24 protein-coding genes and 1 pseudogene are annotated in these 24,971 nt (G+C 70.3%); 12 read left to right on the forward strand and 13 right to left on the reverse strand.

What is annotated here, in order from left to right; all coding sequences use genetic code 11:
- The first annotated feature begins 200 nt into the window (after positions 1–200).
- A pseudogene (gene tcfA, locus BN118_RS19280) lies at positions 201–2,220 on the forward strand (autotransporter TcfA).
- A gap of 96 nt (positions 2,221–2,316) precedes the next feature.
- Here the strand turns inward: tcfA and BN118_RS06035 are convergent.
- Positions 2,317–3,012, reverse strand: a complete 696-nt coding sequence (locus tag BN118_RS06035; RefSeq protein WP_010930244.1) for a TetR family transcriptional regulator — start codon at positions 3,010–3,012, stop codon at positions 2,317–2,319.
- A gap of 157 nt (positions 3,013–3,169) precedes the next feature.
- Between BN118_RS06035 and BN118_RS06040 the strand changes: the two genes are divergently transcribed.
- The 3 genes from BN118_RS06040 to BN118_RS06050 all read left to right on the forward strand — a co-directional run bounded on the left by BN118_RS06040 (position 3,170) and on the right by BN118_RS06050 (position 5,738).
- Positions 3,170–4,378: a Tm-1-like ATP-binding domain-containing protein gene (locus BN118_RS06040; RefSeq protein ID WP_010930245.1), complete on the forward strand. Its 1,209-nt coding sequence runs from the start codon at positions 3,170–3,172 to the stop codon at positions 4,376–4,378.
- A gap of 9 nt (positions 4,379–4,387) precedes the next feature.
- The gene (locus tag BN118_RS06045) at positions 4,388–5,218 is read left to right on the forward strand and encodes a phosphoenolpyruvate hydrolase family protein (protein WP_014905620.1); all 831 of its coding nucleotides are present in this window, start codon (positions 4,388–4,390) and stop codon (positions 5,216–5,218) included.
- A 67-nt stretch (positions 5,219–5,285) separates the two neighbouring features.
- Positions 5,286–5,738: an SRPBCC family protein gene (locus BN118_RS06050; RefSeq protein WP_014905621.1), complete on the forward strand. Its 453-nt coding sequence runs from the start codon at positions 5,286–5,288 to the stop codon at positions 5,736–5,738.
- A gap of 7 nt (positions 5,739–5,745) precedes the next feature.
- Here the strand turns inward: BN118_RS06050 and BN118_RS06055 are convergent, their stop codons facing one another.
- Complete coding sequence (locus BN118_RS06055) at positions 5,746–6,708, reverse strand: LysR family transcriptional regulator (RefSeq protein WP_010930248.1); 963 nt, start codon at positions 6,706–6,708, stop codon at positions 5,746–5,748.
- Positions 6,709–6,812: 104 nt separating this feature from the next.
- Here BN118_RS06055 and BN118_RS06060 point away from each other — a divergent pair, with 104 nt between their 5' ends.
- Together BN118_RS06060 and BN118_RS06065 are read left to right on the forward strand one after the other, a co-directional pair.
- Positions 6,813–8,255 carry an N-acyl-D-glutamate deacylase gene (locus BN118_RS06060; protein WP_010930249.1) on the forward strand — a complete coding sequence of 481 codons (1,443 nt, stop codon included), beginning with the start codon at positions 6,813–6,815 and terminating at the stop codon, positions 8,253–8,255.
- 50 nt (positions 8,256–8,305) lie between these two features.
- Positions 8,306–9,262 (forward strand): tripartite tricarboxylate transporter substrate binding protein BugE, encoded by a 957-nt coding sequence (locus BN118_RS06065; protein ID WP_014905622.1) that lies wholly within the window; start codon positions 8,306–8,308, stop codon positions 9,260–9,262.
- A gap of 15 nt (positions 9,263–9,277) precedes the next feature.
- On the opposite strand, the gene BN118_RS06070 is transcribed toward BN118_RS06065, so the two are convergent.
- From BN118_RS06070 to BN118_RS06090, 5 genes are read right to left on the reverse strand one after another with little or no spacing between them, the layout of a single operon-like run.
- The gene (locus BN118_RS06070; RefSeq protein ID WP_010930251.1) at positions 9,278–10,657 is read right to left on the reverse strand and encodes a sulfite reductase subunit alpha; all 1,380 of its coding nucleotides are present in this window, start codon (positions 10,655–10,657) and stop codon (positions 9,278–9,280) included.
- Positions 10,657–11,673, reverse strand: coding sequence for an FAD:protein FMN transferase (locus BN118_RS06075; protein WP_010930252.1), 1,017 nt, complete (start codon positions 11,671–11,673; stop codon positions 10,657–10,659). The genes BN118_RS06070 and BN118_RS06075 overlap by 1 nt, the downstream gene beginning before the upstream one ends.
- Before the next feature lie 4 nt (positions 11,674–11,677).
- Positions 11,678–12,478, reverse strand: a complete 801-nt coding sequence (locus tag BN118_RS06080; protein WP_014905623.1) for a DUF4198 domain-containing protein — start codon at positions 12,476–12,478, stop codon at positions 11,678–11,680.
- 29 nt (positions 12,479–12,507) lie between these two features.
- Positions 12,508–13,023: a DUF2271 domain-containing protein gene (locus tag BN118_RS06085; protein ID WP_010930254.1), complete on the reverse strand. Its 516-nt coding sequence runs from the start codon at positions 13,021–13,023 to the stop codon at positions 12,508–12,510.
- A gap of 22 nt (positions 13,024–13,045) precedes the next feature.
- A complete protein-coding gene (locus BN118_RS06090; protein ID WP_003810476.1) occupies positions 13,046–13,675 on the reverse strand; it encodes a PepSY-associated TM helix domain-containing protein in 630 nt (209 codons plus the stop codon).
- A 146-nt stretch (positions 13,676–13,821) separates the two neighbouring features.
- Between BN118_RS06090 and BN118_RS06095 the strand changes: the two genes are divergently transcribed.
- The 4 genes from BN118_RS06095 to crcB all read left to right on the forward strand — a co-directional run bounded on the left by BN118_RS06095 (position 13,822) and on the right by crcB (position 16,596).
- The gene (locus tag BN118_RS06095) at positions 13,822–14,769 is read left to right on the forward strand and encodes an ATP-binding cassette domain-containing protein (protein WP_004568579.1); all 948 of its coding nucleotides are present in this window, start codon (positions 13,822–13,824) and stop codon (positions 14,767–14,769) included.
- Positions 14,766–15,551 (forward strand): ABC transporter permease, encoded by a 786-nt coding sequence (locus BN118_RS06100; protein ID WP_003818606.1) that lies wholly within the window; start codon positions 14,766–14,768, stop codon positions 15,549–15,551. Before BN118_RS06095 ends, BN118_RS06100 begins: the two co-directional genes overlap by 4 nt.
- 88 nt (positions 15,552–15,639) lie before the next feature.
- Positions 15,640–16,200, forward strand: a complete 561-nt coding sequence (locus BN118_RS06105) for an HdeD family acid-resistance protein (protein ID WP_003818608.1) — start codon at positions 15,640–15,642, stop codon at positions 16,198–16,200.
- A 9-nt stretch (positions 16,201–16,209) separates the two neighbouring features.
- Complete coding sequence (gene crcB, locus BN118_RS06110) at positions 16,210–16,596, forward strand: fluoride efflux transporter CrcB (protein WP_003818609.1); 387 nt, start codon at positions 16,210–16,212, stop codon at positions 16,594–16,596.
- A gap of 22 nt (positions 16,597–16,618) precedes the next feature.
- Here the strand turns inward: crcB and hpnE are convergent, their stop codons facing one another.
- The 3 genes from hpnE to hpnC are packed head-to-tail and all read right to left on the reverse strand — an operon-like array spanning position 16,619 to position 19,642.
- A complete protein-coding gene (gene hpnE, locus BN118_RS06115) occupies positions 16,619–17,950 on the reverse strand; it encodes a hydroxysqualene dehydroxylase HpnE (protein ID WP_010930255.1) in 1,332 nt (443 codons plus the stop codon).
- A complete protein-coding gene (hpnD, locus tag BN118_RS06120; protein WP_010930256.1) occupies positions 17,947–18,810 on the reverse strand; it encodes a presqualene diphosphate synthase HpnD in 864 nt (287 codons plus the stop codon). The genes hpnE and hpnD overlap by 4 nt, the downstream gene beginning before the upstream one ends.
- A 1-nt stretch (position 18,811) precedes the next feature.
- Positions 18,812–19,642: a squalene synthase HpnC gene (hpnC, locus tag BN118_RS06125; protein WP_003810490.1), complete on the reverse strand. Its 831-nt coding sequence runs from the start codon at positions 19,640–19,642 to the stop codon at positions 18,812–18,814.
- A gap of 128 nt (positions 19,643–19,770) precedes the next feature.
- On the opposite strand from hpnC, the gene alr reads away from it, so the two are divergent.
- Positions 19,771–20,898 (forward strand): alanine racemase, encoded by a 1,128-nt coding sequence (gene alr, locus BN118_RS06130; protein WP_014905624.1) that lies wholly within the window; start codon positions 19,771–19,773, stop codon positions 20,896–20,898.
- A 151-nt stretch (positions 20,899–21,049) separates the two neighbouring features.
- The gene (locus tag BN118_RS06135; protein WP_003810494.1) at positions 21,050–21,766 is read left to right on the forward strand and encodes an SDR family oxidoreductase; all 717 of its coding nucleotides are present in this window, start codon (positions 21,050–21,052) and stop codon (positions 21,764–21,766) included.
- 13 nt (positions 21,767–21,779) lie between these two features.
- Here BN118_RS06135 and BN118_RS06140 read toward each other — a convergent pair whose 3' ends face one another.
- The 3 genes from BN118_RS06140 to BN118_RS06150 all read right to left on the reverse strand — a co-directional run bounded on the left by BN118_RS06140 (position 21,780) and on the right by BN118_RS06150 (position 24,844).
- The gene (locus BN118_RS06140) at positions 21,780–22,508 is read right to left on the reverse strand and encodes a hypothetical protein (RefSeq protein WP_014905625.1); all 729 of its coding nucleotides are present in this window, start codon (positions 22,506–22,508) and stop codon (positions 21,780–21,782) included.
- 3 nt (positions 22,509–22,511) lie between these two features.
- A complete protein-coding gene (locus tag BN118_RS06145; protein WP_014905626.1) occupies positions 22,512–23,090 on the reverse strand; it encodes an RNA polymerase sigma factor in 579 nt (192 codons plus the stop codon).
- Between the two features lie 77 nt (positions 23,091–23,167).
- A complete protein-coding gene (locus BN118_RS06150; protein WP_041166149.1) occupies positions 23,168–24,844 on the reverse strand; it encodes a vWA domain-containing protein in 1,677 nt (558 codons plus the stop codon).
- Positions 24,845–24,971 lie beyond the last annotated feature (127 nt).

The following is a 24,971-nucleotide window of genomic DNA, read 5'->3' on the forward strand; positions in this document are numbered from 1 at the left end:
GCAGGCATGGCGAGTGCAACGGGAAATAAAGGGTGCGTCTGATAGTTGGGCAGTGGTGGTGTGTAGACACTCACCGACAGCAATGGGAGGACGGGTGCGTCATCCGCGACGTGCGGCGGTTCTCCACATTGATTCAGGCCGCTTCTTGCGCGTCGTGTCTTCCGGCAGCGGGAGCGTCAATCCCCTTGAGACCAGAACCTATGCACATTTACGGAAATATGAATCGAGCAACACCTTGCCGCGGTGCGGTGCGTGCCCTTGCGCTTGCCCTGCTGGGAGCGGGTATGTGGACACTTTCTCCTCCCTCGGCATGGGCGCTTAAGCTCCCGTCGCTGCTGACGGACGACGAGCTGGAGCTGGTTCTGCCGACTGGCATGTCTCTGGAGGATTTCAAGCGCAGCCTTCAGGAGTCCGCGCCGAGCGCGCTGGCAACGCCGCCGTCGTCTTCGCCTCCGGTTGCGAAGCCAGGTCCGGGCTCCGTTGCCGAGGCTCCGTCGGGGTCGGGCCACAAGGACAACCCATCCCCTCCCGTCGTCGGCGTCGGTCCAGGTATGGCGGAGTCGTCTGGCGGACATAACCCCGGCGTGGGGGGGGGGCACGCATGAAAATGGGTTGCCCGGTATAGGAAAGGTCGGCGGGTCTGCGCCCGGACCGGGTGGTCTGGGCCGCAATGACGAAAACTCCGAAAGTTCGCTGAATCCGGGAACTCTCGGACCTTCGCCCGGCCCGGATACCAGTACGGGCTCGGGTCCCGACGCCGGCATGGCGTCCGGAGCGGGTTCGACGTCGCCCGGCGCATCGGGTGGGGCGGGCAAGGATGCGATGCCGCCCTCGGAAGGCGAGAGGCCGGACTCCGGTATGTCCGATTCGGGGCGGGGTGGCGAATCGTCGGCTGGAGGCTTGAATCCGGACGGCGCTGGCAAGCCACCGCGGGAGGAAGGCGAGCCGGGTTCCAAGTCTCCTGCGGACGGTGGCCAGGACGGGCCGCCGCCGCCCCGGGACGGCGGCGATGCGGATCCGCAACCTCCGCGGGACGATGGCAATGGGGAACAGCAGCCGCCCAAGGGCGGCGGGGATGAGGGGCAGCGCCCGCCGCCTGCCGCCGGAAACGGTGGCAACGGTGGCAACGGGAACGCGCAGCTTCCCGAGCGCGGCGACGACGCGGGTCCGAAGCCTCCCGAGGGAGAGGGCGGCGATGAAGGTCCGCAACCGCCGCAGGGCGGCGGCGAGCAGGACGCGCCGGAGGTTCCTCCCGTCGCGCCGGCGCCGCCCGCGGGCAACGGTGTCTATGACCCGGGCACGCATACCTTGACCACGCCGGCCTCTGCGGCGGTGAGCCTGGCCAGCAGTTCGCATGGCGTATGGCAGGCCGAGATGAACGCGTTGAGCAAGCGCATGGGCGAGTTGCGCCTGACGCCGGTTGCGGGCGGCGTATGGGGCCGCGCTTTTGGCCGGCGCCAGGACGTCGACAACCGCGTGTCGCGCGAGTTCCGCCAGACCATCAGCGGTTTCGAACTGGGCGCCGATACCGCCTTGCCGGTGGCCGACGGGCGCTGGCACGTGGGCGCGGTGGCTGGCTACACCAACGGCCGCATCAAGTTCGACCGGGGCGGCACGGGCGATGACGACAGCGTGCACGTGGGCGCTTACGCTACCTACATCGAGGACGGCGGTTTCTATATGGATGGCATCGTGCGGGTCAGCCGCATTCGCCACGCGTTCAAGGTGGACGACGCCAAGGGCCGGCGCGTGCGCGGCCAGTACCGCGGCAATGGCGTGGGCGCGTCGCTGGAACTGGGCAAGCGCTTCACGTGGCCCGGCGCCTGGTACGTGGAGCCGCAGCTGGAGGTGGCCGCCTTCCATGCGCAAGGGGCCGACTACACCGCCAGCAACGGCCTGCGCATCAAGGACGACGGCACGAACTCCATGCTGGGCCGCCTGGGCCTGCACGTGGGGCGGCAGTTCGACCTGGGCGATGGCCGCGTGGTGCAGCCCTACATGAAGCTGAGCTGGGTGCAGGAGTTCGACGGCAAGGGCACGGTGCGCACCAACGACATCCGGCACAAGGTGCGGCTCGATGGCGGCCGCACCGAACTGGCCGTAGGGGTGGCTTCGCAACTGGGCAAGCACGGCAGCCTGTTCGGCTCGTACGAGTACGCCAAGGGCAGCCGCCAGACCATGCCGTGGACCTTCCACGTCGGCTATCGCTACGCCTGGTAGCGCATCGTATGGCGGGGTGCCTGTCCCCGCTGGGACAGGCACACCGTGCCGCAGATGTCAGTCCTCATGCGGGACAGGCGCCACAGGGCCTGACGCTCATCCAGGCGCGTTGCGCTTGCGCTTGGCAGGCGTCTTGCCGGAGGTCGGCGCAATCCCCGCTTCCTGCTGCGCCTGGCGGACGATGGCCTGTGCGGCCCATGTCACGACGTCCACGATGTCGTCCAGCTCCAGGTGCCAGATATCCTTGAGGATCAGGAAGACTTCCGTGCCATACAGCAAGGACAAGGCGCGTATGACGCGCTGATGCGCGGCGGGCTCGAGCTGGCTGGCCAGCGGGGCCGTGACGTGCTTGAGGGTGTCGACGCGATGCCCGCGCACCAGGCGCGGCGTATCGGGGTTCTGTCCGGCGCTGGCTTCGGCGTACTGCTGCAAGGACACCATGATGGCCGCGCGCAGCGAGGCCTCGTGCTGCTGCAGGCGCGGGTAGGCAAAGCGCAGCAGCTCGTCGATGCGTTCGGCCGCGTCGTCGGATTGCGGCTGCCATTGCAGAATGGGCCCCAGGCTCTGGTCCACCACCGCGGCGATCAGCGCGCTCTGGCTGGGAAAGTAGCGGTAGGCGGTAGCGCGCGAGACCGCCGCGGCTTCCGCCAGTTCGGCCACCGAAGGGGTGATGCCCTGGACCATCAGGCGCTGGGCGGTATCGAGCAAGGTCCTGCGCATGCGGGCCCGCGGACCGTGCGGCGGTTCGCCGCTGAGCGCGGCCTGCGGACTGGCCGGCGCGATCAACGGCACTGATTCGGGTAACGTCTGCGTTGCGGCCGTGTCGGCCGCCCCAGCGGATTGACGTGAGACACTAGTCTCAATATGATTCTTTCGTCTCATTTTTCCTGGCGTACTGTCTGCCGGAGACACCGGGATCCATCAGTGTAGCTCGCCCAGCGGAGGAGCCATGCAAGAGATCGAACAGCGGATTTACCTCGCCGCCACCTACGACACCAAGGGCGAGGAGGCGGAGTATCTGCGGCAGCTGCTGCGCCGCGACGGCGTCATGGTGGTGACGGTCGACGTGGCGACCAGCGGCCAGGGATCGCCGGCCATGGTGTCGGCCCAGGAGGTGGCGGCCTGCCACCCGCAGGGCGCGCAGGCCGTTTTCACGGGCGAGCGGGGCAGCGCCATCGTCGCGATGGCGCTGGCTTTCGAACGCTATCTGGCGGGCCAGCGCGATGTCGGCGCGGTGCTGGGCATCGGCGGCTCGGGCGGTACAGCGCTGGTTACGCCGGCGATGCGCGCATTGCCGGTCGGCGTGCCCAAGCTGATGGTCTCGACCATGGCCTCGGGCAACGTGGCGCCTTATGTCGGGCCGTCCGACATCGCCATGATGTATTCGGTGACCGACGTGGCGGGCCTGAACCGCATTTCGCGGCGCGTGCTGGCCAATGCCGCGGGAGCGATCGCCGGCGCATTCCGCCAGGCGCGCCAGCCCATCGCCGACGATGGCCGGCCGGCCGTGGGCATCACCATGTTCGGGGTGACCACGCCATGCGTGCAGCATGTGACGGCGGCGCTGCACGATCGCTACGATTGCCTGGTGTTCCACGCCACCGGCACGGGCGGCCAATCGATGGAAAAGCTGGCCGACAGCAGGCTGCTGGCCGGCGTGCTGGATCTCACCACGACCGAAGTCTGCGACTTCCTGTTCGGCGGCGTGCTGGCCTGCACCGACGACCGCTTCGGCGCCATCGCGCGCAGCGGCGTGCCTTACGTGGGATCGTGCGGCGCGCTGGATATGGTCAATTTCGGCGCGCTGGACACGGTGCCGGCGGCCTGCCGCGAGCGCCTGCTCTACCCGCACAATCCGCAGGTGACGCTGATGCGCACCACGGCGCAGGAAAACGCCCGGCAAGGCGCGTGGATCGCCGAGCGGCTGAACCGCTGCGAAGGCCAGGTTCGTTTCCTGATTCCGGAGGGCGGGGTGTCGGCGCTGGATGCGCCAGGACAGGCATTTCACGACGAGGCCGCCGACGCGGCGCTGTTCCAGGCCCTGTACGACCATGTCCGTCAGACCGACAAGCGTCGCCTGGTGCGCGTGCCTTGCCATATCAATGATCCGCTGTTCGCCCGCGCCGCGGTCGAGCAGTTTCACGAAATCAGCCAATGAGGTATCGCCATGCCGCGTTTTGAACGCTCGGCCCTGCTCGACAAGTTCCAGGACATGGTGCGCCGGCGCCAGCCCATCGTGGGCGGCGGCGCGGGCACGGGCCTGTCGGCCAAGTGCGAAGAGGCCGGCGGCATCGACCTGATCATCATCTACAACTCGGGCCGCTACCGCATGGCCGGGCGCGGCTCGCTGGCCGGGCTGCTGGCCTATGGCAACGCCAACGACATCGTGCTGGACATGGCGCGCGAGGTGTTGCCGGTCGTGCGGCACACGCCGGTGCTGGCCGGGGTCAATGGCACCGATCCGTTCTGCAATTTCGACGCCTTTCTCGACGAGCTCGCCCGGGTCGGTTTCTCCGGCGTGCAGAATTTCCCCACGGTAGGCCTGATCGACGGCACGTTCCGCGCCAATCTGGAAGAAACCGGCATGGGCTATGGCCTGGAGGTCGAGATGATCCGCCTGGCGCACGCCAAGGGCCTGCTGACCACGCCCTACGTCTTCGATCCGGACCAGGCGCGCGCGATGACCGCGGCCGGCGCCGACATCGTGGTGGCGCACATGGGGCTGACCACGGGCGGCAACATCGGCGCGGAGACGGCGCTGTCGCTGGATGACTGCGTCGCGCGCATCGACGCGATCGCCGCCGCGGCGCTGGCCGAGCGCGGCGACGTGATCGTGCTGTGCCACGGCGGGCCGATCGCCACGCCGCAGGACGCCGCCCATGTGCTGCAGCGCTGCAGGCATTGCCACGGTTTCTACGGCGCAAGCTCCATGGAGCGCCTGCCTGTCGAACAGGCGCTGACGGCGACCACGCGCGCGTTCAAGCAGCTGAGTTTCTGAGGGCCGGCGGGGCCGCCGGCCCGCGCCGGGATGTGCAAGCAGGCGGCTGCGGCCGGGGAGATTGTCCATGAGTCATCTGGTATATGTCAGCCGTGTCGTCGCCGCGCCCATCGAGCGGGTGTGGCCGCATCTGCGCGACTTCAACGGCCTGTCGGCGTGGCATCCGGGCGTGGCCGACAGCCGCCTGGAGGAGGGCGGGCGCGACGATGCGCCGGGCACGGTGCGCTTCCTGTCGCTCAATCCATCGGGCTACGTGCGCGAGCGTTTGCTGATGCTCGACGATGCGGGGCGGTCGCTGCGCTACGCCACCATCGAAACCGACCTGCCCATGCGCGATTATGTCGCCGGCGTGGATCTGTGTCCGGTTACCGAGGGCGGCGGCACGTTCGCGCAATGGTGGGCCGATTTCGACGTGGTGGCTGGCGCCAACCGGGACGAGGTGGCTCGCCTGGTGGGCGAGGGCGTGTTTGCCGCGGGCCTGCAGGCCCTGGACCAGTACCTGCGCGACCGGCAGGGATAAGGGCGGGTCAGGCGCGGCTGTTGCGGCCGGCGGGGCGGCAGCCCGCCGGCAGGGTTGCCTGCCGCACATAGGCGCGCAGCGTGTCGATGAGCGCCGCGGCGGCCGGGCTGAGCGCCCGCTCCTGGTGGCCGATGATGCAGAGCGTGCGCATCACCGTGGGGCGCGCCAGCAGGGCGAAGGCCAGGCCCGGCTCGCGCACCCGTTCGACCGCCAGCGCCGGCAGCAGGGCCACGCCCAGGCCTGCCTTGACCAGCGCCGCCTGCGAGGTGGTGCTGGAGGCTTCGTAGAACGGCGCGGCCGCTTCGATCGGCAGGTCGGCGCGCGCGCGCAGCAGCGCCATGATGCCGGTCTCGTCCACGACCCCCACCAGTTTTCGATGGCTCAGGCGCTCCCAGCGCACATGGCCGTCGCGGCCCGGCTGGATGCTTGTGTCATCGGCCCGGTAGAGCACGCCGAAGCGGTCTTCCAGCAAGGGGTCGAACGCCAGCCCCGGCGCGTCGGCCCAGCGGCTGGTCAGGCCGAAGTCGACCTCCTGCGCGGCCACCTGTCGCTGGATGCGTCCGGAGTTGTCGTCGCGCAGGTACAGGCGGATGGCGGGGTGGCGCCGCGCGAAGTCGGCCGCCGCCGGCGCGATCAGCTGGGTAATGGCCGATGGCGCGGCCGCCACGCTCACGCGGCCGCGTTCCAGCGCGCCGTAGCGCACCACATCCTCGATCACGCCGTCGAAATCGGCCAGCAGGCGCATCACGCGCGGCAGGAAATCCTGGCCGGCCGCGCTCAGCAGGACCTTGCGGCTGGTGCGCGCGAACAACTGGGTGCCCAGCGCGGTCTCCAGTTGCCGCACCAGCGTGGTGACCGAGGATTGCGTCTGGAACAGGCGGCGCGCCGCATGCGTGAAACTGCTTTCCTGGGCCACGGCCACGAAGGCGGTCAGGTGCTTGAGCGTGACGTGCTTGGGCAGGCGATTCATTGCAAATTACGATAGATGGATAAAGTAAAACAATTTTTCATGATCGATGTTTGCGATGATACTGGACCCTTCCCAGGTTTGAGACAGGCCCGCAAGGGGTAGACATGCAGAACGCGGAAAAGCTGGATTTCAAGATTACCGGCGGCTGGATCATCGACGGCACGGGCGCGCCGCGCCGCCGCGCCGATCTGGGCGTGCGCGACGGACGCATCGCGGCGATCGGCGAGCTGGGCGCGCATCCGGCGCGCCACGCCTGGGACGCCAGCGGCAAGATCGTGGCGCCGGGTTTCATCGATGTGCACGGCCACGACGACCTGATGTTCGTCGAGAAGCCGGACTTGCGCTGGAAGACCAGCCAGGGCATCACCACGGTCGTGGTGGGCAATTGCGGCGTGAGCGCCGCGCCCGCGCCGCTGCCGGGCAACACCGCCGCGGCGCTGGCGCTGCTGGGCGAGACGCCGCTGTTTGCCGATGTGCCGGCCTATTTCGCCGCGCTCGACGCGCAGCGGCCCATGATCAACGTGGCCGCGCTGGTCGGGCATGCCAACCTGCGGCTGGCGGCGATGCGCGATCCGCAGGCCGCGCCCACGGCGGCCGAGCAGCAGGCCATGCAGGACATGCTGCAGGCGGCGCTCGAGGCCGGCGCGGTGGGTTTCAGCACCGGGCTGGCCTACCAGCCCGGCGCCGCGGCGCAGGCGGCCGAGCTCGAAGGGCTGGCGCGGGTGGCGGCCGAGCGCCGGCGCCTGCATACCAGCCACATCCGCGACGAGGCCGACGGCGTGGAGGCGGCCGTCGAGGAGGTGCTGGCGATAGGGCGCGGCACCGGTTGCGCCACGGTGGTGTCCCACCACAAATGCATGATGCCGCAGAACTGGGGGCGCAGCCGCGCCACCCTGGCCAATATCGACCGCGCGCGCGAGCAGGGCGTGGAGGTGGCGCTGGATATCTATCCCTACCCGGGCAGCTCCACCATCCTGATTCCCGAGCGCGCCGAGACCATCGACGATATCCGCATCACCTGGTCCACGCCGCACCCGGAGTGCAGCAGCGAGTACCTGGCGGATATCGCCGCGCGCTGGGGCTGCGACAAAACCACCGCGGCGCGGCGCCTGGCGCCTGCGGGCGCGATCTATTTCGCCATGGACGAGGACGAGGTCAAGCGCATCTTCCAGCATCCCTGCTGCATGGTGGGCTCGGACGGCCTGCCCAACGATGCGCGCCCGCACCCGCGCCTGTGGGGCAGCTTCACCCGCGTGCTGGGCCGCTATGTGCGGGAAGCCCGGTTGATGACGCTGGAGCAGGCGGTGGCCAGGATGACCGCGCTGCCGGCGCGCGTGTTCGGCTTTGCCGAGCGCGGCGTGCTGCAGCCGGGGGCCTGGGCGGACGTGGTGGTGTTCGACCCCGACACGGTGGCCGACCGCGCCACCTGGGACGAGCCGACGCTGGCGTCGGTCGGCATCGCCGGCGTGCTGGTCAATGGCGCCGAAGTCTTCCCGCAGCCGCCTGCCGATGGCCGCCCCGGCCAGGTGCTGCGCGCCGGCGCCTGAGCGCGCCTGCTTTTTTTCCCTACGCATCGATATTGAAACGGAGACATCCCATGCGCAAGACCCTGGCCGTTCTGGCCCTGATGGCCGCGTTGCCCGCGGCGCACGCCGATTTTCCCGAGCGCCCGATCACGCTGATCGTGCCGTTCCCGGCCGGCGGCCCGACCGATATCGTCGGCCGCGTGGCCGCGGCCAAGGCAGGTGAAATCCTCGGCCAGCAGATCGTGGTCGAGAACCGCACCGGCGCGGCGGGCACCATCGGCATCACCGCCACGGCGCGGGCCAAGCCCGACGGCTATACGCTGGGCCTGGCCACGGTCAGCACGCACGGCACGGCGCCGCACCTGTTTCCCAACCTGGCCTACGATCCCATCAAGGACTTCACCCCGGTCAGCAACCTGGTGACCAGCCCCAACATCCTGAGCGTCAATCCTTCGTACCCGGCGGCCGACCTGACCGCGTTCGTGGCCCACGTGCGCGCCAATCCGGGCCGCGACGGCTACGCCAACGCGGGCGCGGGCGGCGTGAACGACCTGGGCATGATCTGGTTCCTGCAGCTGATCGGCGGCAAGATGACCAGCATTGCCTACCGCGGCTCGGCGCCCGCGCTGACCGACGCCGTCTCGGGCGTGGTGCCGGTGATCTTCGACAACTTCCCCTCGTCGTTGCCGTACATCAAGAGCGGCCACCTGCGTCCGCTGGCCATCACCGGCGCGGCGCGCAATCCGCGCCTGCCCGAGGTGCCCACCTTCGCCGAACAGGGTTACCGCGATTACGACGTCACGGCCTGGTATGGCGTGGTCGCGCCGGCCGGCCTGCCGGACGCGGTGCGCGACAAGCTGGCCCAGGCGTTCGCCCAGGCCGTGCGCGATCCGGCCACGGCCGCGAAGATGGAGGAGACCGGTGCGTTCCCGCTGGGCAACACGCCGGCCGAGTTCGCCGCGCAGATCCAGGCCGAGCAGGCGCGCTGGAAGACCGTGATCGAGAAGGCCGACATCAAGCTGCAGTGACGGCGCGCGCGGCGCTCAGTACACGTCGCGGCGATAGCGCCCGGCGTGCTGCAGCGCCTGCAGCTGCGCCGGGCCGAGGATGTCGGCCAGCGCCTGGTGCACGCCTTCGGCCATGCCGTGCAGGCTGCCGCACACATAGACCGCGGCGCCCTCGCGTATCCAGTCGCGCACGCGTTCGGCGCGGTCGCGCAGCAGGTCCTGCACGTAGCGGCGCTGCGGCGCGTCGCGCGAAAACACCGCGTCCACGTATTCAAGCCAGCCTTCGCCGCGCCATTGCTCCAGCTCGTCGCGGCAGAACCAGTCGTGGGCGGCGCTGCGCTCGCCGAATACCAGCCAGTTGCGCCCGTGGCCGGCGCTGCGGCGCGCCTTGATGAGGGCGCGCAGGCCGGCCAGCCCGGTGCCGTTGCCGACCAGGATCAACGGGCGGGCGTCGGCCGGCGGATGGAAGTTGCGATTGGCGCGCACTCGCAGGTCGATGGCCTGGCCGGTTTGCGCGGTGTGCGTCAGCCAGCCGCTGCCCAGGCCCAGCGCGCCGTCGGCGGTGCGCATCTGGCGCACCAGCAGGTGCACTGCGCCATCGGCCGGCAGCGAGGCAATCGAATATTCGCGATGGGCATGCAGCGGGCTGTCGGGCGCATCGCGCGGGCCGATCTCGGCAATGTCGCCGGCCTGCCATTGCGGCGCCGTGCTGTGCGGCGGCGTCAGTTCGATGAAGTAGCAAGGCGCGCCCTGGCTGCCGGGGTTGAGCAGGGTGCGCCGCGCCAGCCGCCAGGCCTGGTAGGCGGGGGCCTGCCAGTCCGGCAGGTCGGTGCAGCCGGTTACCACGCCCAGGTGGTGTTGCCAGTGGCGCAGCGCCGCCGCGTCGCCGGCGTCGACTTCGACCAGGTCGAACAGCGGCGCGGCGCCGTTGGCGCGCAGCCAGTCGTCCAGGCGATGGCCGAAGCCGCAGAAGTGCGCGTAGCTGCTGTCGCCCAGCGCGAGCACGGCGTAGCGCAAGGCGCCCAGCCCGGCGCCGGATTGCATGGCGGTGTCGGCGAACGGGGCGGCCGCGTCGGGCGGATCGCCTTCGCCGTAGGTGCTGACGATGAACAGCGCACGCGCATAGTGGCCGAGCGTGGCGGCGTCGATCTGCCCGAGCTCGGCCACGCGCGCTTGCAGGCCGCCGCTGGCTAGCGCCGCCGCGGTATGTTCGGCCAGTTCGGCGGCGAAGCCGGTCTGGCTGGCGTAGGCCACCAGGACGGTCTGCGGGCCGGGCCGGGCCTCGAGCGCGCGCAGCGCGCGAGCCTGGCTGGCGGCGCGCATGCGCGCCTGGCGCCACGCCCACAGGTACAGCAACAGCCAGGCGAGCACGAGGCCGGCCGCGGCGAGCAGACGCGGATGGGGCGGCAGCGGCATCAAGGGCGGTCCAGCAGCGCGGCGAAGGCCGGCGTGGCGCGTACCTCGTGGCCCGCCGCGCCGCGCAGGATGAACAGGGCGGCCAGGTCGTGGCGCGCGGCGTAGTCGGCGCCGGCGGCCGCGCCCAGTACGCCCAGTGCGGTGGCCAGGCCATCGGCCAGCATGCATTCGGGATGGATCACCGTGACCGAGGCCAGGTCGTTGTCGAGCGGCTTGCCGGTGCGGGGGGCCAGCGTGTGCGCGTAGCGCCGGCCGGCCTGTTCGATGTAGCGGCGGTAATCGCCCGAGGTGGCGATCGACTGGTCGCGCAGCGGCACCGCCAGCGCATGCGCGCCGCTGGCATCGGGCACTTCGACCGCGACACGCCAGGGCAGGCCATCGGGCCGCACGCCATGGGCGCGCAGCTCGCCGCCCACTTCCACCAGGCAGGCAGTCACGCCCAGCGCGCGCAGGGCCAGCGCGGCGCGGTCCACGCCATAGCCCTTGGCGATGGATGACAGGTCCAGCCGTACGCCGCCGGGCTGCCAGGCGCGCCGGGCCTGGGCGTCCAGCCGTACCCGCCCGTGGCCGCAATCGGCCAGGGCCGCGGCGATCGCCGCGGCGGCCGGCGGTTCGTGCACGCGCGGTCCGGCGCCAAATCCCCAGGCGTCGACCAGCGCGCCGATGGTTGGGTCGTAGGCGCCGCCGCTGGCGTCGGCCAGGTCCAGCGCGTGCGACAGCACATGGAACAGCGCTTCGGGCAGCGCCTGCCAGCCCGTCGCGGCGCGATTGAAGCGCGAGATGTCCGAGCCGGCCTCCCAGGTGCTCATCTGGGCCACGACCTCGTCCAGCGCCGCCGCGATGGCCGCCTGGGCCTGCTGGCGCGTCACGCCGGGCGGCAGGGCCAGGCGTGCGGACCAGGTCGTGCCCATGCTGGCGCCGGCCAGCGCCACCGGCTCGCCGGACAGGCGCGGCGGGGCCGAGGGCAGGCGCGCCGCCAGCGGCGGCGCGTAGGACGGTGGACGAGCCATGCTCATGCGCTCAGGGGCGCAGCACTTCCAGGGTCAGCGCGTACGACATGCGGCGCTTGGTGGCCGTGGGCACGCTGACCTTGTCGTCTTCGGCCTCGGTGTGCACCCAGTACATGCCGGGCTGAGGCCACTTGACCTGGAACTTGCCGTCGGCGTCGGTCTTGAGCTCGATCTCCTCGACCTTGTCGCGGTAGCGGCTGCCGTTGGGCACGATTTCCATTTCCAGGCCGGCGGCGGGCTTGCCGTCGAGCAACATCTGGAAGGTGGCCGGCTCGTCGGAATACAGATCGTTCGGGTGCGAGACCGCCACCAGCTCCAGGCCCTTGCCGACCGGCTTGATCGCGCCGGGCTTGCCGGCGGTCACGAAGGTCTCGACGCGGCCCAGGCTCTGCGAGACTTCCAGTTCCTGCGCGTTGGCGGGCACCGCCGCGGCCATGCCTTCGGGCTTGCCGAAGTAGCGCTTGGGCTTGCCGTCTTCCTTCCAGCGCGCGAACACGCCGTCGTTGACCACCGCCACGCGATACGTGCCGTTCTGCTTGAGCTGCAGGTCGAAGGTGCTGCGGATCTTGCCGCGGCTGACATTCTCGGCCTGCGCGGCGCTGCCGTCGGGGGCGATGATGTCCAGGCCATCCAGGCGCAGCGGCGCATGGTTGAAGTAGAACTTGTCGTTGCCGACCGCGGCGTCCACGGTGATCCAGCTATCCACGCCGGACAGCACCGTGGAAGAGGGCAGGACCCAGACGTCGTGCGCCTGCGCGGCGAGCGGCAGGGCCAGGGTCAGGGCGGCGGCCAGTTTGGCTACGGCTTTCATGAGGGCGCTCCTAGTGGGGGAAAGGGATGTCAGGGCTTGAGGTCGACGGCGATGGCGCCCAGCTCGTGCTCGCCGCGGGCGGTGAGCTGCTGCGCCTGTTGCGGCGGCCAGTCGAAGGGCACGCGTACCAGCTCGCGGCCGCCGACCTCGCGGGCGGCCTCGACCACCACGGCGTATTTGCCGGGTTTGAGATCGGCCAGCGGCTTGGCGGTGCCGGCGAACGACAGGGCGTGCTTGCCCGCCGGACGCGTGGCGCCGCTGACGCCGTCGACCGGGAACTGCTGGTTGCGGCCGCTGCGGCGCCACCATTGGCGCATGTCCTTGAGCCATTCGGTGCCTTCGTTGTTCTTCTTGGCCACGTCGTACCAGACCGCCAGGTCGCCCGCCACGCTCTGGTCGGCCTGCTCGATCCAGATGGCCACGTACGGGCGGTGGTACTCGGCCACGTCCAGGCGGGGAATTTCGACGCTCAGGCCCAGGTCGGCCGCGTAGGCGGTGCGGGCCACCAGGCCGGCCAGCAGGACAGACAACAACAGTTTGCGCATAGTCCGATATCCAGTAAGACGGTCAATGAATGAATAGCAGTGCCAGCACGACCGGGATGACCACGCCCAGCCCGACCATGGGCCAGGTGGCGGCGCGATTGCCGGCGTGCATTTTCAGCAGCACCAGTCCGGTGAGCGAAAACACCAGACAGGCCACCGCGAAGATGTCCAGGAACCAGCTCCAGGCCAGGCCGGTGTGGCGTCCTTTGTGCAGGTCGTTCAGGTAGGCGATCCAGCCGCGGTCGGTGCGCTCGTATTCCAGTTCGCCGCTTTGCAGGTCGATCGACAGCCAGGCGTCGCCGCCCGGCCGCGGCAGCGACACGTACAGTTCGTCGGGCGACCATTCGGGCTTGGCGGCGGCGCCGCGCGCATCGACATCGAGCTCGCGGTCCAGCCATTCGAGCAGGGCCGGCGGCAGGGCCGGCCTGGCGGGGGCGGCGGCGGCCAGTTCGGCGCGCAGCGGCGCCGGCAATTCCAGATGGCGGGTATCGACGCGCGCGCGCGACTCGATGTGCGAGGCGTTGTTCAGCGTCAGGCCGGTCACGGCAAACAGCAGCATGCCCAGCAGGCAGAGCGCCGAACTGATCCAGTGCCATTGATGCAGCGTCTTCAGCCAGTAGGCGCGCCGTTTGGAGGAGGTTTTGCCGTCCATGGGATTTCGTTTGTCAAGGTCGCGGATTCTAACACTTAATGAGAATGAATCTTATAAAAGCCTCGTTTTCATCCTGGCTTGCCGTATTTCAATCGGTTTCGCGCGCGTCCCGCGCGCACGTCGTGGACACGGATAGAATCGTCGCCATGTCCTCCAACCCGGTTTCCGCTTCATGCGCGCCTGTGCTGCAGGTGCATGGCCTGACCAAGCGCTACGGCGAGCGCGTGATCGTCGACGGCCTGTCCTTCGCGCTGCGGCGCGGCGAGTGCTATGGCCTGCTGGGCCCCAACGGCGCGGGCAAGACCACCACCTTGCGCGCCTTGCTGGGCCTGACGCCGTTCGACGACGGGGCGGTCGAGGTGCTGGGCCACGCCGTGCCGGCGCAGGCCAGGCAGGCGCGGGCGCGCCTGGGCGTGGTGCCGCAGCTCGACAACCTGGACCCCGACTTCACCGTGGCCGAGAACCTGCTGGTATTCGGCCGCTACTTCGGCCTGAGCGACGCGCAGGTGCGGGCCAGGCTGCCGCAATTGCTGGCGTTCGCGGCCCTGGCCGCCAAGGCCGATGCCCGCATCGGCGAGCTCTCCGGCGGCATGAAGCGGCGCCTGACGCTGGCGCGCGCGCTCATCAACGATCCCGACCTCATCATCATGGACGAGCCGACCACCGGGTTGGATCCGCAGGCGCGCCACCTGATCTGGGAGCGCCTGAAGGCGCTGCTGGCGCGCGGCAAGACCATCCTGCTGACCACGCATTTCATGGACGAGGCCGAACGCCTGTGCCACCGGCTCGGCGTGATCGACCACGGCCGGCTGATTACCGAAGGCGCGCCCCGGGCCCTGATCGAGCGCTGCCTGGAGCCGCAGGTGGTCGAGGTCTATGGCGATGACCTGCACGCCTGGCTGGCTGCGCACCGCGCGGCCTTGCCGGCGCGGGTCGAGGTGAGCGGCGAAACGGCGTTCTGCCATACGGACGACGCCACGCCCGTCGTGCAGGCGCTGCAGGGCTGGCCGGACCTGCGCTACCTGCACCGGCCCGCCAACCTCGAAGACCTGTTCCTGCGCCTGACGGGGCGCGGCATGCGGGAGGACGCATGAGCGCGGGCGCCTGGGGCTGGCCGCCGCTGACGCGCCGCTGCGTGGCGGTGCTGCGGCGCAATTTCCTGGTGTGGCGCAAGACGGCCCTGACCACGGTGCTGGGCGATGTTCTCGACCCCGTCGTCGCGCTGCTGGCGCTGGGGTTCGGCCTGGGCGCGCTGCTGCCGGGCATCGAGGGCGTGCCCTACGTGACCTTCCTGTCGGCCGGCTCGATGTGCGTGGGGGCGCTGTACGGCGCCACCTTCGAGGCCACCTACAACGCTTTCTCGCGCCTGCACGTGCAGCGCACCTGGGACGCCATGCTGAGCACGCCGCTGGACCTGGACGACGTGGTCTGGGCGGAAATCCTGTGGGCGGCCGCCAAGGCGCTCAAGAGCGGCATCGCGATCCTGCTGGTGGTGGTGGCGCTGGACATCGCGCGTGCGCCGACCCTGCTGTGGGTGCCGCCGGTGCTGGCCCTGGCCGGCCTGGCTTTCGCGTCCATGGCGCTGGTGGTCAGCGCACTGGCGCGCGGCTACGAGTTCTTCATGTATTACTTCACGCTGGGCGTCACGCCCATGGTGTTCCTGTCGGGGGTGTTCTTCCCCGCCTCGCAATTGCCGGCCGCGCTGGCCGGCCCGCTGCAGTGGCTGCCCGTGGCCCCGGCGGTCAACCTGATCCGGCCGCTCACGCTGGGGCAGGTGCCGCACGCCTGGTGGGCCGACGTGGCGCAACTGGCCGTGACGGCCGCGCTGGGCATCTGGCTGGTGGCGGTGCTGATGCGGCGCCGGCTGCTGCGTTGAATGGCGCCCGCATGACAGGGGCGGCGCGGACGTCTAACATGTTTCGTGGGCCCGCCTGGGCGGTTTTACGGTACTCAAGGAGAACGTCATGGTCACGGATGCGGTGTTGAATCATGCAGGACGCGAGTGGGGCTGGGTGGCGTTGCGCGGCGTGGTGGCGGTGCTGTTCGGCCTGATGGCGGTCCTGATGCCCGGCATCACGTTGTCGGCGCTGGTGCTGGTATGGGGCGCCTTTGCGCTGGCCGACGGAATCTTCGCGCTGGTCGCGGGCTGGCGCATCCGCGACCAGGACAAGCCGTTGTGGCCGCTGATCCTGGTGGGCCTGACGGGTATCGCGGCCGGCATAGCGACCTTCGCCTGGCCCGGGCTGACCGCGCTGGTGCTGCTCTACATCATCGCGTTCTGGGCCGTGATCGGCGGGGTGTTCCAGATTGCCGCGGCGATCCGCTTTCGCAAGGACATCGAGAACGAGTGGCTGCACGGCCTGTCGGGCGCGCTGTCCATCGTCTTCGGGGCGCTGCTGCTGTTCCAGCCGGGCGCCGGCGCGCTGGCGCTGGTGTGGGTGATCGGCGTGTACGCGGTGCTGTTCGGCGTGCTGCTGCTGGCCTTGGCCTTCCGGCTCAAGAACCACGTCGCGACGCCGGCCTGAGGAGTCTTCGTGCTGACCTACGCTCCGCTCAATTTCATCGCCATCGGCATCGGCGCGACGCTGGGCGCCTGGCTGCGCTGGGTGCTGGGCCTGCGGCTGAACGGCGCGGGCTGGCCCTGGGGCACCCTGACGGCCAATCTGGTCGGCGGTTATCTGATCGGCGTGATGGTCGCGCTGATCGCCAGCCATCCGGAATGGCCGGCCTGGATACGGCTGGCCGCGGTAACCGGCTTCCTGGGCGGACTGACCACGTTCTCGACCTTTTCGGCCGAGACCGTCGACATGCTGGAGCGGGGTGTCTACGCGACCGCGGCGGCCTACGCCGGCGCGAGCCTGGCCGGTTCGCTGGCCATGACCGGGCTGGGGCTGGCGACCGTGCGCCTGCTGTTGCGCTGAGCCCGGCGGCGGGCGCCAGGTTTCAGTCCGGCGTGGCCGCGCCGCCGAGCACGACGCGGGCGGCTTGCAGGCCGCTGCGCACCGCGCCTTCGAGCACGCCGGGGTAGCCCGTGTCGGTCCAGTCGCCGGCCAGCGCCAGCGAGCGCCATGGGGTGCTGTTCAGCGGCCGCGCCAGACCCGGCATCGCGGCGAAGGTGGCGCGCTTTTCCACGAACAGTTCGGCTATCTCGACGGCGGGCATCGGGGCCAGGCGCGCCGGGTGGCGGCGGGCCTGTTCGGCCACCTGGCGCGTCAGGGCGGCGATGGCCTGCTCGCGGTCGGCAGCCGCCACGGCGCGCGCCGCGCTGACCACCACCGCCAGTTCGCCGCGCTCGCCACGGCCGGTCAGGCGCGAGCGGTCGAACAGCCACTGGCCGTGAAAGCCGCGCGCCGGTTCCTCGCGCAGCATCATCATGGGCTCGGGCAGGGGCCAGGGGCCGGCCAGGCGCAAATTCAACGTGGCGATGGGTTCGTAATCGAACGCCTGTAGGGCGCGCAGCAGCCCGCCGGAGCCTTGCTCGGCCAGCGCATGCTCAAGCAGGCGCGCCGCCACCTGGGGCGACACGGCCAGTACGGCCGCGTCGAACCGTTCGCCGTTGACCTCGACGCTGTGGGTCTGCGGCGTCAGACGCCGCACCGTGTTGCCGTAGCGCATGGTGGCCTGGCGGGCCGCCACGTCGGGCCACAGCGCCGACAGGTCGGCGTAGGGCAGCAGCAGATCGCTGTTGCGCCGGTGGCCGGTCAGGCTGTCGCGCAGGATGTGCGCGTACAGCAGGGCGCTGGCCTGCGCCGGCGGCGTGTTCAGGGCAGCCAGGCACAGGGGCGCCCAGACGGATTGGCGGATGCCGGCGGGCTGGCGGGTATGGTCCAGCAGCTGCGTGACGGTCCAGTCGCGCGGCGCCTGCCACTGCATCTGGCGCAGGTAGTGCATGAGCCGCACGGCGGCCACGCGCGAGCGCCAGGGCAGGCCGCGCGCCAGCAGCAGCGCGGCGGCGGCGTGCAGGGGGGCGGGCAGGGGCGGCGCCGACAGGCGAAAGCCGCCGTCCAGGCTGGCCAGCCGCAACGGCCGGCGCATCAGCAGCGCATCCGGGTTGCGTCCCAGGCGGCGCATCAGCGCCAGGGTTTCGCCATAGGCGCCCAGCAGGATGTGCTGGCCGTTGTCCAGGTCGTCGCCGAACTCCGGGTGGACCACGCGGCGGGCGCGCCCGCCGGGCGTGCGCCCGGCTTCGAACACGGTGACCTTGGCGTCGGCCTCGCGCAGCGCCACGCTGGCGGCCAGGCCGGCCCAGCCCGCTCCGATGACGGCGACCTTCATCGCGCCAGCCGGCGCACCAGGGGGGCGCCGCCGCTTACCCAGGTCTTCCAGGCCAGCCACAGCTTGCGCACGGGCGTCAGCGAAATGCGCTGGTGCAGCACCTGCCAGTCGTCGCGCTCGATTTCGTCGAGCAGCGCATGGTAGATGGCCGCCATCATCAGCCCGGGCCGCTGGGCGCGCCGGTCCGTCTCGGGCAGGGCCTGCATCGCCTCGCGGTACAGCCCGCGGGTGCGCTCGGCCTGAAAGCGCATCAGCGCGCTGAAGCGTTCGGAATGGACGCCGTTGAGGATATCGGCGGCCTTGACCTCGAATTGCTGCAGTTCATTGACCGGCAGGTAGATGCGGCCGCGCCGCGCGTCGTCGCCGACGTCGCGGATGATGTTGGTGAGCTGGAACGCCAGTCCCAGCTTGCCGGCATAGTCCAGCGTGCGCGCATCCTGGTAGCCGAACACGCCGGCCGACAATTCGCCGACCACGCCGGCCACGTGCCAACAGTACTTGCGCAGGCCGGGCCAGTCCAGGTAGCGGGTCTGGTCCAGGTCCATCTCCATGCCGTCGATGACGGCCAGCAGACGCTCGCGCGTGATGTTGCAATCGGCCAGGTGCGGCTGCAGCGCGCGCGTGACGGGGTGGTCCGGCTTGCCATCGACCATCTGGTCGACCTGCGTGCGCCACCAGGCCAGCTTGACGCGCGCCAGGGACGGGTCGCTGCATTCGTCGACCACGTCGTCGACCTCGCGACAGAACGCGTACAGCGCAGTAATGGCCCGCCGCCGCGCCGGCGGCAGGAACAGGAACGAGTAATAGAAGCTGGAGCCGCTTTTGGCGGCCTTTTCCTGGCAGTATTCGTCAGGGGTCATATCAGGTGAAGGCGCGCCACAGCATGACGGCCCAATCTTTGGCGCCCAACTCGGGGCGATTCATGAAGACGTCGTATCCGGCGTCCTCGATGCGTTGCAGGATGCGCAGGCCGCCCTGGACGACCAGGCGCAATTCCAACCCGATCCTGCCCGGCAGGCGGCGCGGCAGCGCAGCGCCAGAGTGTAGCAGCGCGCGCGTGCGCTGCACTTCGAAGGCCATCAGCTCGCGCCATTGCGGGGTCAGCCGGCAGGCTGCCAGGTCGTCGCGGCTGACGCCATGGCGGCGCAGGTCCTCCTCGGGCAGGTAGACGCGCTGCTTGCGCCAGTCGATGCGCACGTCCTGCCAGAAATTCACCAGCTGCAGGCCGGTGCAGATCGCATCGGCATCGCGCAGGTTGGCTTCGTCGACGGCGCCGTACAGGTGCAGCATCAGCCGGCCCACCGGGTTGGCCGAGCGCCGGCAGTAGTCCAGCAGATCGTCATGGGACTCGTAGCGCTTGACCGAGATGTCCTGCTCGAACGCCGACAACAGGTCGAAGAACGGCGTGATGGGCAACTGGTGGCGCGCGATGGTGGCCGCCAGCGGGGTGAAGATGGGCGCTAGGTCGGCGCTGGCCGGCACGGCCAGCGTGCCGGGTTCGGCGCCGATGCGATGCAGCTCGGCGCGGAAGGCGGCCAGCTGGCGCAGGCGCTCGGCGTCCTCGGCGGCGCCTTCATCGGCGATATCGTCGGCGGCGCGGGCGAATCGATAGATATCGGTCACGGCGCCGCGCAACCGCCGCGGCAGCAGCAGCGAAGCAACGGGGAAATTCTCGTAGTGATCGATGGCCATACGGATAGCGGGGGCAGGGCGGCATCAGCCGCCGGAATGAGGCATTTTAGGGGAGGGCGGCGTATGGCGCCGCGGGCGGATCAGTTAGACTTGGCGGCAACAGGCCCGGGTGCCTCGGAAATCTCATCATGCCGCGTCCCATATTTGCTTCGATCTCCCAGTCCGCCCTGCGGCACAACCTTGCCACCGTGCGTCGTCATCTCGATGACGTGGCGGCCAAGGCGGACGGCACGCCGCCCTCCATCTGGGCGGTCATCAAGGCCAATGCCTACGGCCATGGCATCGAACAGGCGGTGGCCGGTTTCTCGGCGGCCCAGGGCCTGGCCATGTTGGACCTGCAGGAGGCCGTGCGCTGCCGCGAAGCGGGCTGGGGCGGCCCTATCCTGCTGCTCGAAGGCTTCTTCCAGCCGTCCGACCTGGAAATCGTCGACCGCTATCATCTCGCCACCACCGTGCATACGCGCGAGCAGTTCGACATGCTGGCGCATGCGCGGCTGTCGCGCCGCGTCGACATCATGGTAAAGCTCAACAGCGGCATGAACCGGCTGGGTTTCGCGCCGGACGCCTATGGGTCCGCCTACGCGCGCGCGCAGCAGCTGCATGAGTACGGCGTGGTGGGCGGCATCGGCAAGATGACCCATTTCGCCTGTGCCGACGGGCCGCAGGGCGTGACCCAGCAGATGAACGTCTTCAACGGCGCCACCGCGCACCTGGCCGGGGCGACCAGCGTCTGCAATTCGGCCGCCACCCTGCGCTATGCCGACCTGGCGGTCGGCCACGACGGCCAGACCCATTGGGTGCGGCCGGGCATCTGCCTGTACGGCGCCTCGCCGTTCGCCGATGCCCAGGCCGGGGCGTTCGGATTGATTCCGGCCATGACGCTGCGCTCCGAGCTGATCGCCATCCAGGATATCCCGGCCGGCGCGGCGGTGGGTTACGGCGCCATTTTCCGCGCCGACCGGCCGATGCGCATCGGCGTGGTGGCGTGCGGCTATGCCGACGGCTATCCGCGCCATGCCGGCACCGGTATGCCCCTGACCGTGGGCGGCGTGCGCACGCGGCTGGTCGGCCGCGTGTCGATGGACATGCTCATGGTCGACCTGGATCCGGTGCCGGCCGCCGGTATCGGCACGCCCGTGGTGCTGTGGGGCGAGGACGGCCCGTCGGTCGACGAAGTGGCCGAGGCCGCCGGCACCATCGGCTACGAATTGCTGTGCGCGCTGGCCCCGCGCGTACCCGTGCGCCACGAAGGCTGAGCATTGTGCGGATCGCCGGCGGGCCGGCCTGCTGGCATGAATTGCTACGCAAGTTACATGACGCCGCCGGCCGGATGGTGTCTACTCTATACCCTGTCGTCGCGCGGCTGCCGGTCGCGCTGGCGGGGCAAACATGACGAGGTTTCAATCCATGAAGGACAAATGCGTGCTGGTGACAGGTGCCACCAAAGGCATCGGCTGGGCACTGACGCAGCGGTTGACCGATCTGGGTTGCCACGTAGTGGGTATCGCGCGCAATACCGCCGATGTGGACTTCCCTGGCTATCTCTACGCCTGCGACCTGGCCGACGCCGGCCGCACCGAAGAGGTGCTGCGCGAGATCCGCGACAAATTCCCGGTCGATGCGGTGGTCAACAATGTCGGCATCGTGGCGCCGCAGGCGCTCGGCGAGATCGACCTGGCCACGCTCTACAGCGTGCTCGACCTGAACGTGCGCGTGGCGGTGCAGGTCACCCAGACCTTCGTCGAATCGATGAAGGTGCGGCGCAGCGGACGGATCGTCAATATCTGTAGCCGCGCCATCCTGGGAGCCTACGACCGCACCAGTTATTCGGCCGCCAAGAGCGCCCTGGTCGGGTGCACCCGCACCTGGGCGCTGGAACTGGCCGAGTATGGCGTCACCGTCAACGCGGTGGCGCCCGGCCCGGTCGAGACCGAGCTGTTCCGGCGCGGCCATCCGGCCGGCAGCGACGCCGAAAAGCGCGCCCAGGCTTCGATTCCCATGAAGCGGTTCGGTACGCCGGCCGAGGTCGCCGCCGCGGTGGCGTTTTTGTTGTCGGACGACGCCGGCTTCATTACCGGGCAGGTCCTGGGCGTGGACGGCGGCGGCAGCCTGGGCGGCCACTGACCGGTTCCGCCTCCTATTGGCCGGGCGTACCGCCGTCGGCTGGCGCCAGCTGCTCGAGATCGGGCGGCAGGGCCAGCCCCGGCGCGGCGCGGCGCCAGGCCAGGACCTCCGCGGCCGCCTCCTGCGGCTTGCCCTCGCGCACCAGCGCGCGGATGCGCTCGACGCGTTGCGCATAGGCCGGATCGTCACGCTGGCGCGCTGACGCCGCCAGATTTTCCTGTTGCTGTTTTTCGGCCCGCACCGCGGGCGCGGCGCGCTGCGGCATATAGCCGCGCCGTGCCGGCGCGGCGTCCTGGGCCGATGATTCGGCCGCGGCCCCGCGTGCCGCCTCGGGCGCCAGCGCAGGCGGCAGGGCGGGCGCGGGCGCCGGCGCCAGCGCACCCAGCGGCGGCGGCGCGGCCAGGGCGGGATCGGGAGCGGGCGGTTCGGGCACGGCGTCGCGGGTGGCCTGGGCGGCCTCCTGCTCGGCCTGCAGCTCGACCTCGGCGGCGGGCTGCAGCGCGTACTGCTCCAGGTCGGTGAACACGAACAGGGCGCTCACCGCGACCACGCAGGCCGCCACCGCCCAGGCCGGGTGCCAGGTCGCGCGTGGCCGGCGGGCGCGCCGGTCGGCTTCGGCGGCGCGCTGGGCCTGCTCGCGGATCGAGGCGTCGAGCATGATGTCGGGCTCGTGGCGCGGCAGCTCGCGATACAGCGCGCGCAGGTCGCGATCGTCGTCGTCGGGCGGCAGGTGCGGGTTCATGGCCTAGGGGCTCCTGGGGGCGCTCTCGGAGCTCAGCTCCTCGCGGATGCGCCGGGTGGCGTAGCGCAGGCGCGATTTGACGGTTTCGCGAGAGACACCGGTGACTTGCGCAATTTCTTCCACATCCAGATCGTGCTCCAGTCGCAGCAGCATTGCCAGTCTTTGTTCATCCGGCAGGCGCTCGATGGCCAGTTGCAGCCGGCGGCGCTGCTGGAACTCGGATAGCCGCGCCTCGGGCTGCTCGTGTTCGGCGGCGGGCACGCTGGCCAGCGCGGCCTCGGCCTGTTCCGGGGCGACCGGGGCGGGCTGGCGGCGATGGGCATCGACCAGCAGGTTGTGCGCGATCTGCAGCAGCCAGGTGGTAAAGCGCGCCTGGGGGCGGTAGCGGGCCCGGGCGTCGATGACGCGGCTCCAGGTTTCCTGGAAGATGTCGTCGGCCTGGGCGGCGTTGCGCGCACTGAGCAGGATGTAGCGGTACAGGCCGGCGCGGTGGCGGGCGTACAGGGCGTCGAAGGCGTCCATGTCGCCTTCGGCCCCGTAGGCCAGCATCAAGGCTTCGTCGGCGGCGCTCGCGGTGTCCATGGCGGCGCAGTGTATCGCCTCGGCGGCGATTGCGCACGCCGCCGGGGCCGGCGCGGCTGCCAGGGCCGTCACCGTAATCAGCGCGCCGCCGGCGTGCCCAGGCTGGCGGCCAGCTCGACCAGGTTGGCGAACTCGGCCTGCAGGCCCAGCGGGTCGGCGCCGCGCGATTGCCGCGCCAGCGCCGCGATGGCCTGCGGCGCGTAGCCGTCCAGGTACTTGCCGCCGCGCAGCCATTGCGCGAAGGCCGCCGCGGCCGCCGCGCGATTCAGGCGCGCGCTGGCGGCCGGCGCCGCCGCGTCGGCGGCCACCGGTTGTTCGATCAGGCGGCTGGCGCCGCCTTCGGGCGACTGGTAGCGGATGCGCACATAGGCCAGCTCGTCGCGCGGGCTGTCCGCGGCGCGGGCCGGCTGCCCGTAACGCAGGGCATCGATGCGCTGCGCTGCGCCCGCCGGCGTGATCTCGTACAGCGCCGTTACGTTGGCGCCGGCGCCCAGTTCGCCCGCGTCGACCGCGTCATTGTTGAAGTCCTCCCGCGCCAGGGCGCGCTTCTCGTAGCCGATCAGGCGGTACTCGGCCACCCGCGCCGGGTTGAATTCGACCTGCACCTTGACGTCCTTGGCGATGGTCAGCAGGGTCGCCGACAGCTCGCTGGCAAAGACCTTGCGCGCCTGCAGCAGGCTGTCGATGTAGTGATAGCTGCCGTCGCCGGCGTTGGCCAGCTGCATGGCCATGGCATCGTTGTAGTTGCCGCTGCCCAGCCCCAGGGTGGTCAGCGCGATGCCGCGCTTGCGCTGGCTGCCGACATAGTCCTTGAGCTGCGCAAGATCGGTGCGGCCGACGTTGAAGTCGCAGTCGCTGGCCAGCACGATGCGGTTGACGCCATCCTTGACCAGGCCCTTGGCGGCCTCGGCGTAGGCCAGCTCCAGGCCGACGCCGCCATTGGTCGAGCCGCTGGCCTGCAGGCCGTCGATGGCCGCCAGGATCTGCGCATGGCGATCGCCCGGCGTGGAGGGCAGCACCAGGCCGGCGCTGCCGGCGTAGGCGACGATGGCGACGCGGTCCTGCGCGCGCATCTGCGTCACCAGCTGGCGCAGGGCCGATTTGAGCAGCGGCAGCTTGGCCCGGTCGGCCATCGAGCCGGAGGTGTCGATCAGCAGCACCAGGTTGACCGCGGGAATATCCTGCGGCGCCACCCGGTATCCCTGGATGCCGACCAGCAGCAGCTGGCGCTGCGGATTCCAGGGCGCCGGCGCGATCTCGGTCGTGAGGGAAAAGGGGACGGCCGGCGTGGCGGGGGCCGGGTAGCCGTAGTCGAAGTAATTGATGAATGCTTCGGCGCGCACGGCGTCGGCCGGCGGCAGGCGGCCATCGTTGAGCAGGCGGCGCACATTGCTGTACGAGCCGGTATCCACGTCCAGCCCGAAGGTGGAGACCGGCTGCTCCTGTGCCAGCTGGACAGGATTGTCCTGGTAGCCGGCATAATTTTCGCGATCTTCCTGGATGACGGGCATGGGCGCCGGCATGATCCGCATGCGCGCCTGGTCGGCATGCAGGCGGGCTGCCGCGTGCGGCGCCGCAGGCAGATAGGTTTGCGCCGCCAGTTCGCGCTGCGGCGCGCCGGCCGGCTCGCTGCGCGGCGTCGCCGGCACGGCCTGGGGCGTCGGCTGGCCCGGTGCGGCGGCGGGCTGGCCGGCCGCACCCGCCGAAGGCGGTTCGGTCGGGCTGCAGGCGCTCAGCATGGCCAGGCTGAGCACGGTGCACAGCAGGGGGAGGGGCGTAGGATCGGCGTCATGGCGTCGGGTCTCGTGGTGGTGGATCGGTACTTGGTTAAACGCACGAGGGGGTCGGAAGGGGTTGATGGGCGAGGACAGAATTGCAAAC

The sequence above is a fragment of the Bordetella pertussis 18323 genome (assembly GCF_000306945.1).
Lineage (GTDB): Bacteria > Pseudomonadota > Gammaproteobacteria > Burkholderiales > Burkholderiaceae_B > Bordetella > Bordetella pertussis.

What these genes read in the sequence shown, in the direction of transcription:
- BN118_RS06100 (WP_003818606.1), top strand. Translation starts at nt 14,766, where the DNA reads ATGAGCGCGGGCGCCTGGGGCTGGCCGCCGCTGACGCGCCGCTGCGTG.
- hpnE (WP_010930255.1), bottom strand. Translation starts at nt 17,950, where the DNA reads ATGAAGGTCGCCGTCATCGGAGCGGGCTGGGCCGGCCTGGCCGCCAGC.
- BN118_RS06060 (WP_010930249.1), top strand. Translation starts at nt 6,813, where the DNA reads ATGCAGAACGCGGAAAAGCTGGATTTCAAGATTACCGGCGGCTGGATC.
- BN118_RS06075 (WP_010930252.1), bottom strand. Translation starts at nt 11,673, where the DNA reads ATGAGCATGGCTCGTCCACCGTCCTACGCGCCGCCGCTGGCGGCGCGC.
- BN118_RS06105 (WP_003818608.1), top strand. Translation starts at nt 15,640, where the DNA reads ATGGTCACGGATGCGGTGTTGAATCATGCAGGACGCGAGTGGGGCTGG.
- BN118_RS06040 (WP_010930245.1), top strand. Translation starts at nt 3,170, where the DNA reads ATGCAAGAGATCGAACAGCGGATTTACCTCGCCGCCACCTACGACACC.
- hpnC (WP_003810490.1), bottom strand. Translation starts at nt 19,642, where the DNA reads ATGGCCATCGATCACTACGAGAATTTCCCCGTTGCTTCGCTGCTGCTG.
- BN118_RS06095 (WP_004568579.1), top strand. Translation starts at nt 13,822, where the DNA reads ATGTCCTCCAACCCGGTTTCCGCTTCATGCGCGCCTGTGCTGCAGGTG.
- BN118_RS06145 (WP_014905626.1), bottom strand. Translation starts at nt 23,090, where the DNA reads ATGGACACCGCGAGCGCCGCCGACGAAGCCTTGATGCTGGCCTACGGG.
- BN118_RS06090 (WP_003810476.1), bottom strand. Translation starts at nt 13,675, where the DNA reads ATGGACGGCAAAACCTCCTCCAAACGGCGCGCCTACTGGCTGAAGACG.
- BN118_RS06085 (WP_010930254.1), bottom strand. Translation starts at nt 13,023, where the DNA reads ATGCGCAAACTGTTGTTGTCTGTCCTGCTGGCCGGCCTGGTGGCCCGC.
- BN118_RS06080 (WP_014905623.1), bottom strand. Translation starts at nt 12,478, where the DNA reads ATGAAAGCCGTAGCCAAACTGGCCGCCGCCCTGACCCTGGCCCTGCCG.
- BN118_RS06140 (WP_014905625.1), bottom strand. Translation starts at nt 22,508, where the DNA reads ATGAACCCGCACCTGCCGCCCGACGACGACGATCGCGACCTGCGCGCG.
- hpnD (WP_010930256.1), bottom strand. Translation starts at nt 18,810, where the DNA reads ATGACCCCTGACGAATACTGCCAGGAAAAGGCCGCCAAAAGCGGCTCC.
- BN118_RS06070 (WP_010930251.1), bottom strand. Translation starts at nt 10,657, where the DNA reads ATGCCGCTGCCGCCCCATCCGCGTCTGCTCGCCGCGGCCGGCCTCGTG.
- BN118_RS06045 (WP_014905620.1), top strand. Translation starts at nt 4,388, where the DNA reads ATGCCGCGTTTTGAACGCTCGGCCCTGCTCGACAAGTTCCAGGACATG.
- BN118_RS06135 (WP_003810494.1), top strand. Translation starts at nt 21,050, where the DNA reads ATGAAGGACAAATGCGTGCTGGTGACAGGTGCCACCAAAGGCATCGGC.
- alr (WP_014905624.1), top strand. Translation starts at nt 19,771, where the DNA reads ATGCCGCGTCCCATATTTGCTTCGATCTCCCAGTCCGCCCTGCGGCAC.
- BN118_RS06055 (WP_010930248.1), bottom strand. Translation starts at nt 6,708, where the DNA reads ATGAATCGCCTGCCCAAGCACGTCACGCTCAAGCACCTGACCGCCTTC.
- BN118_RS06050 (WP_014905621.1), top strand. Translation starts at nt 5,286, where the DNA reads ATGAGTCATCTGGTATATGTCAGCCGTGTCGTCGCCGCGCCCATCGAG.
- BN118_RS06065 (WP_014905622.1), top strand. Translation starts at nt 8,306, where the DNA reads ATGCGCAAGACCCTGGCCGTTCTGGCCCTGATGGCCGCGTTGCCCGCG.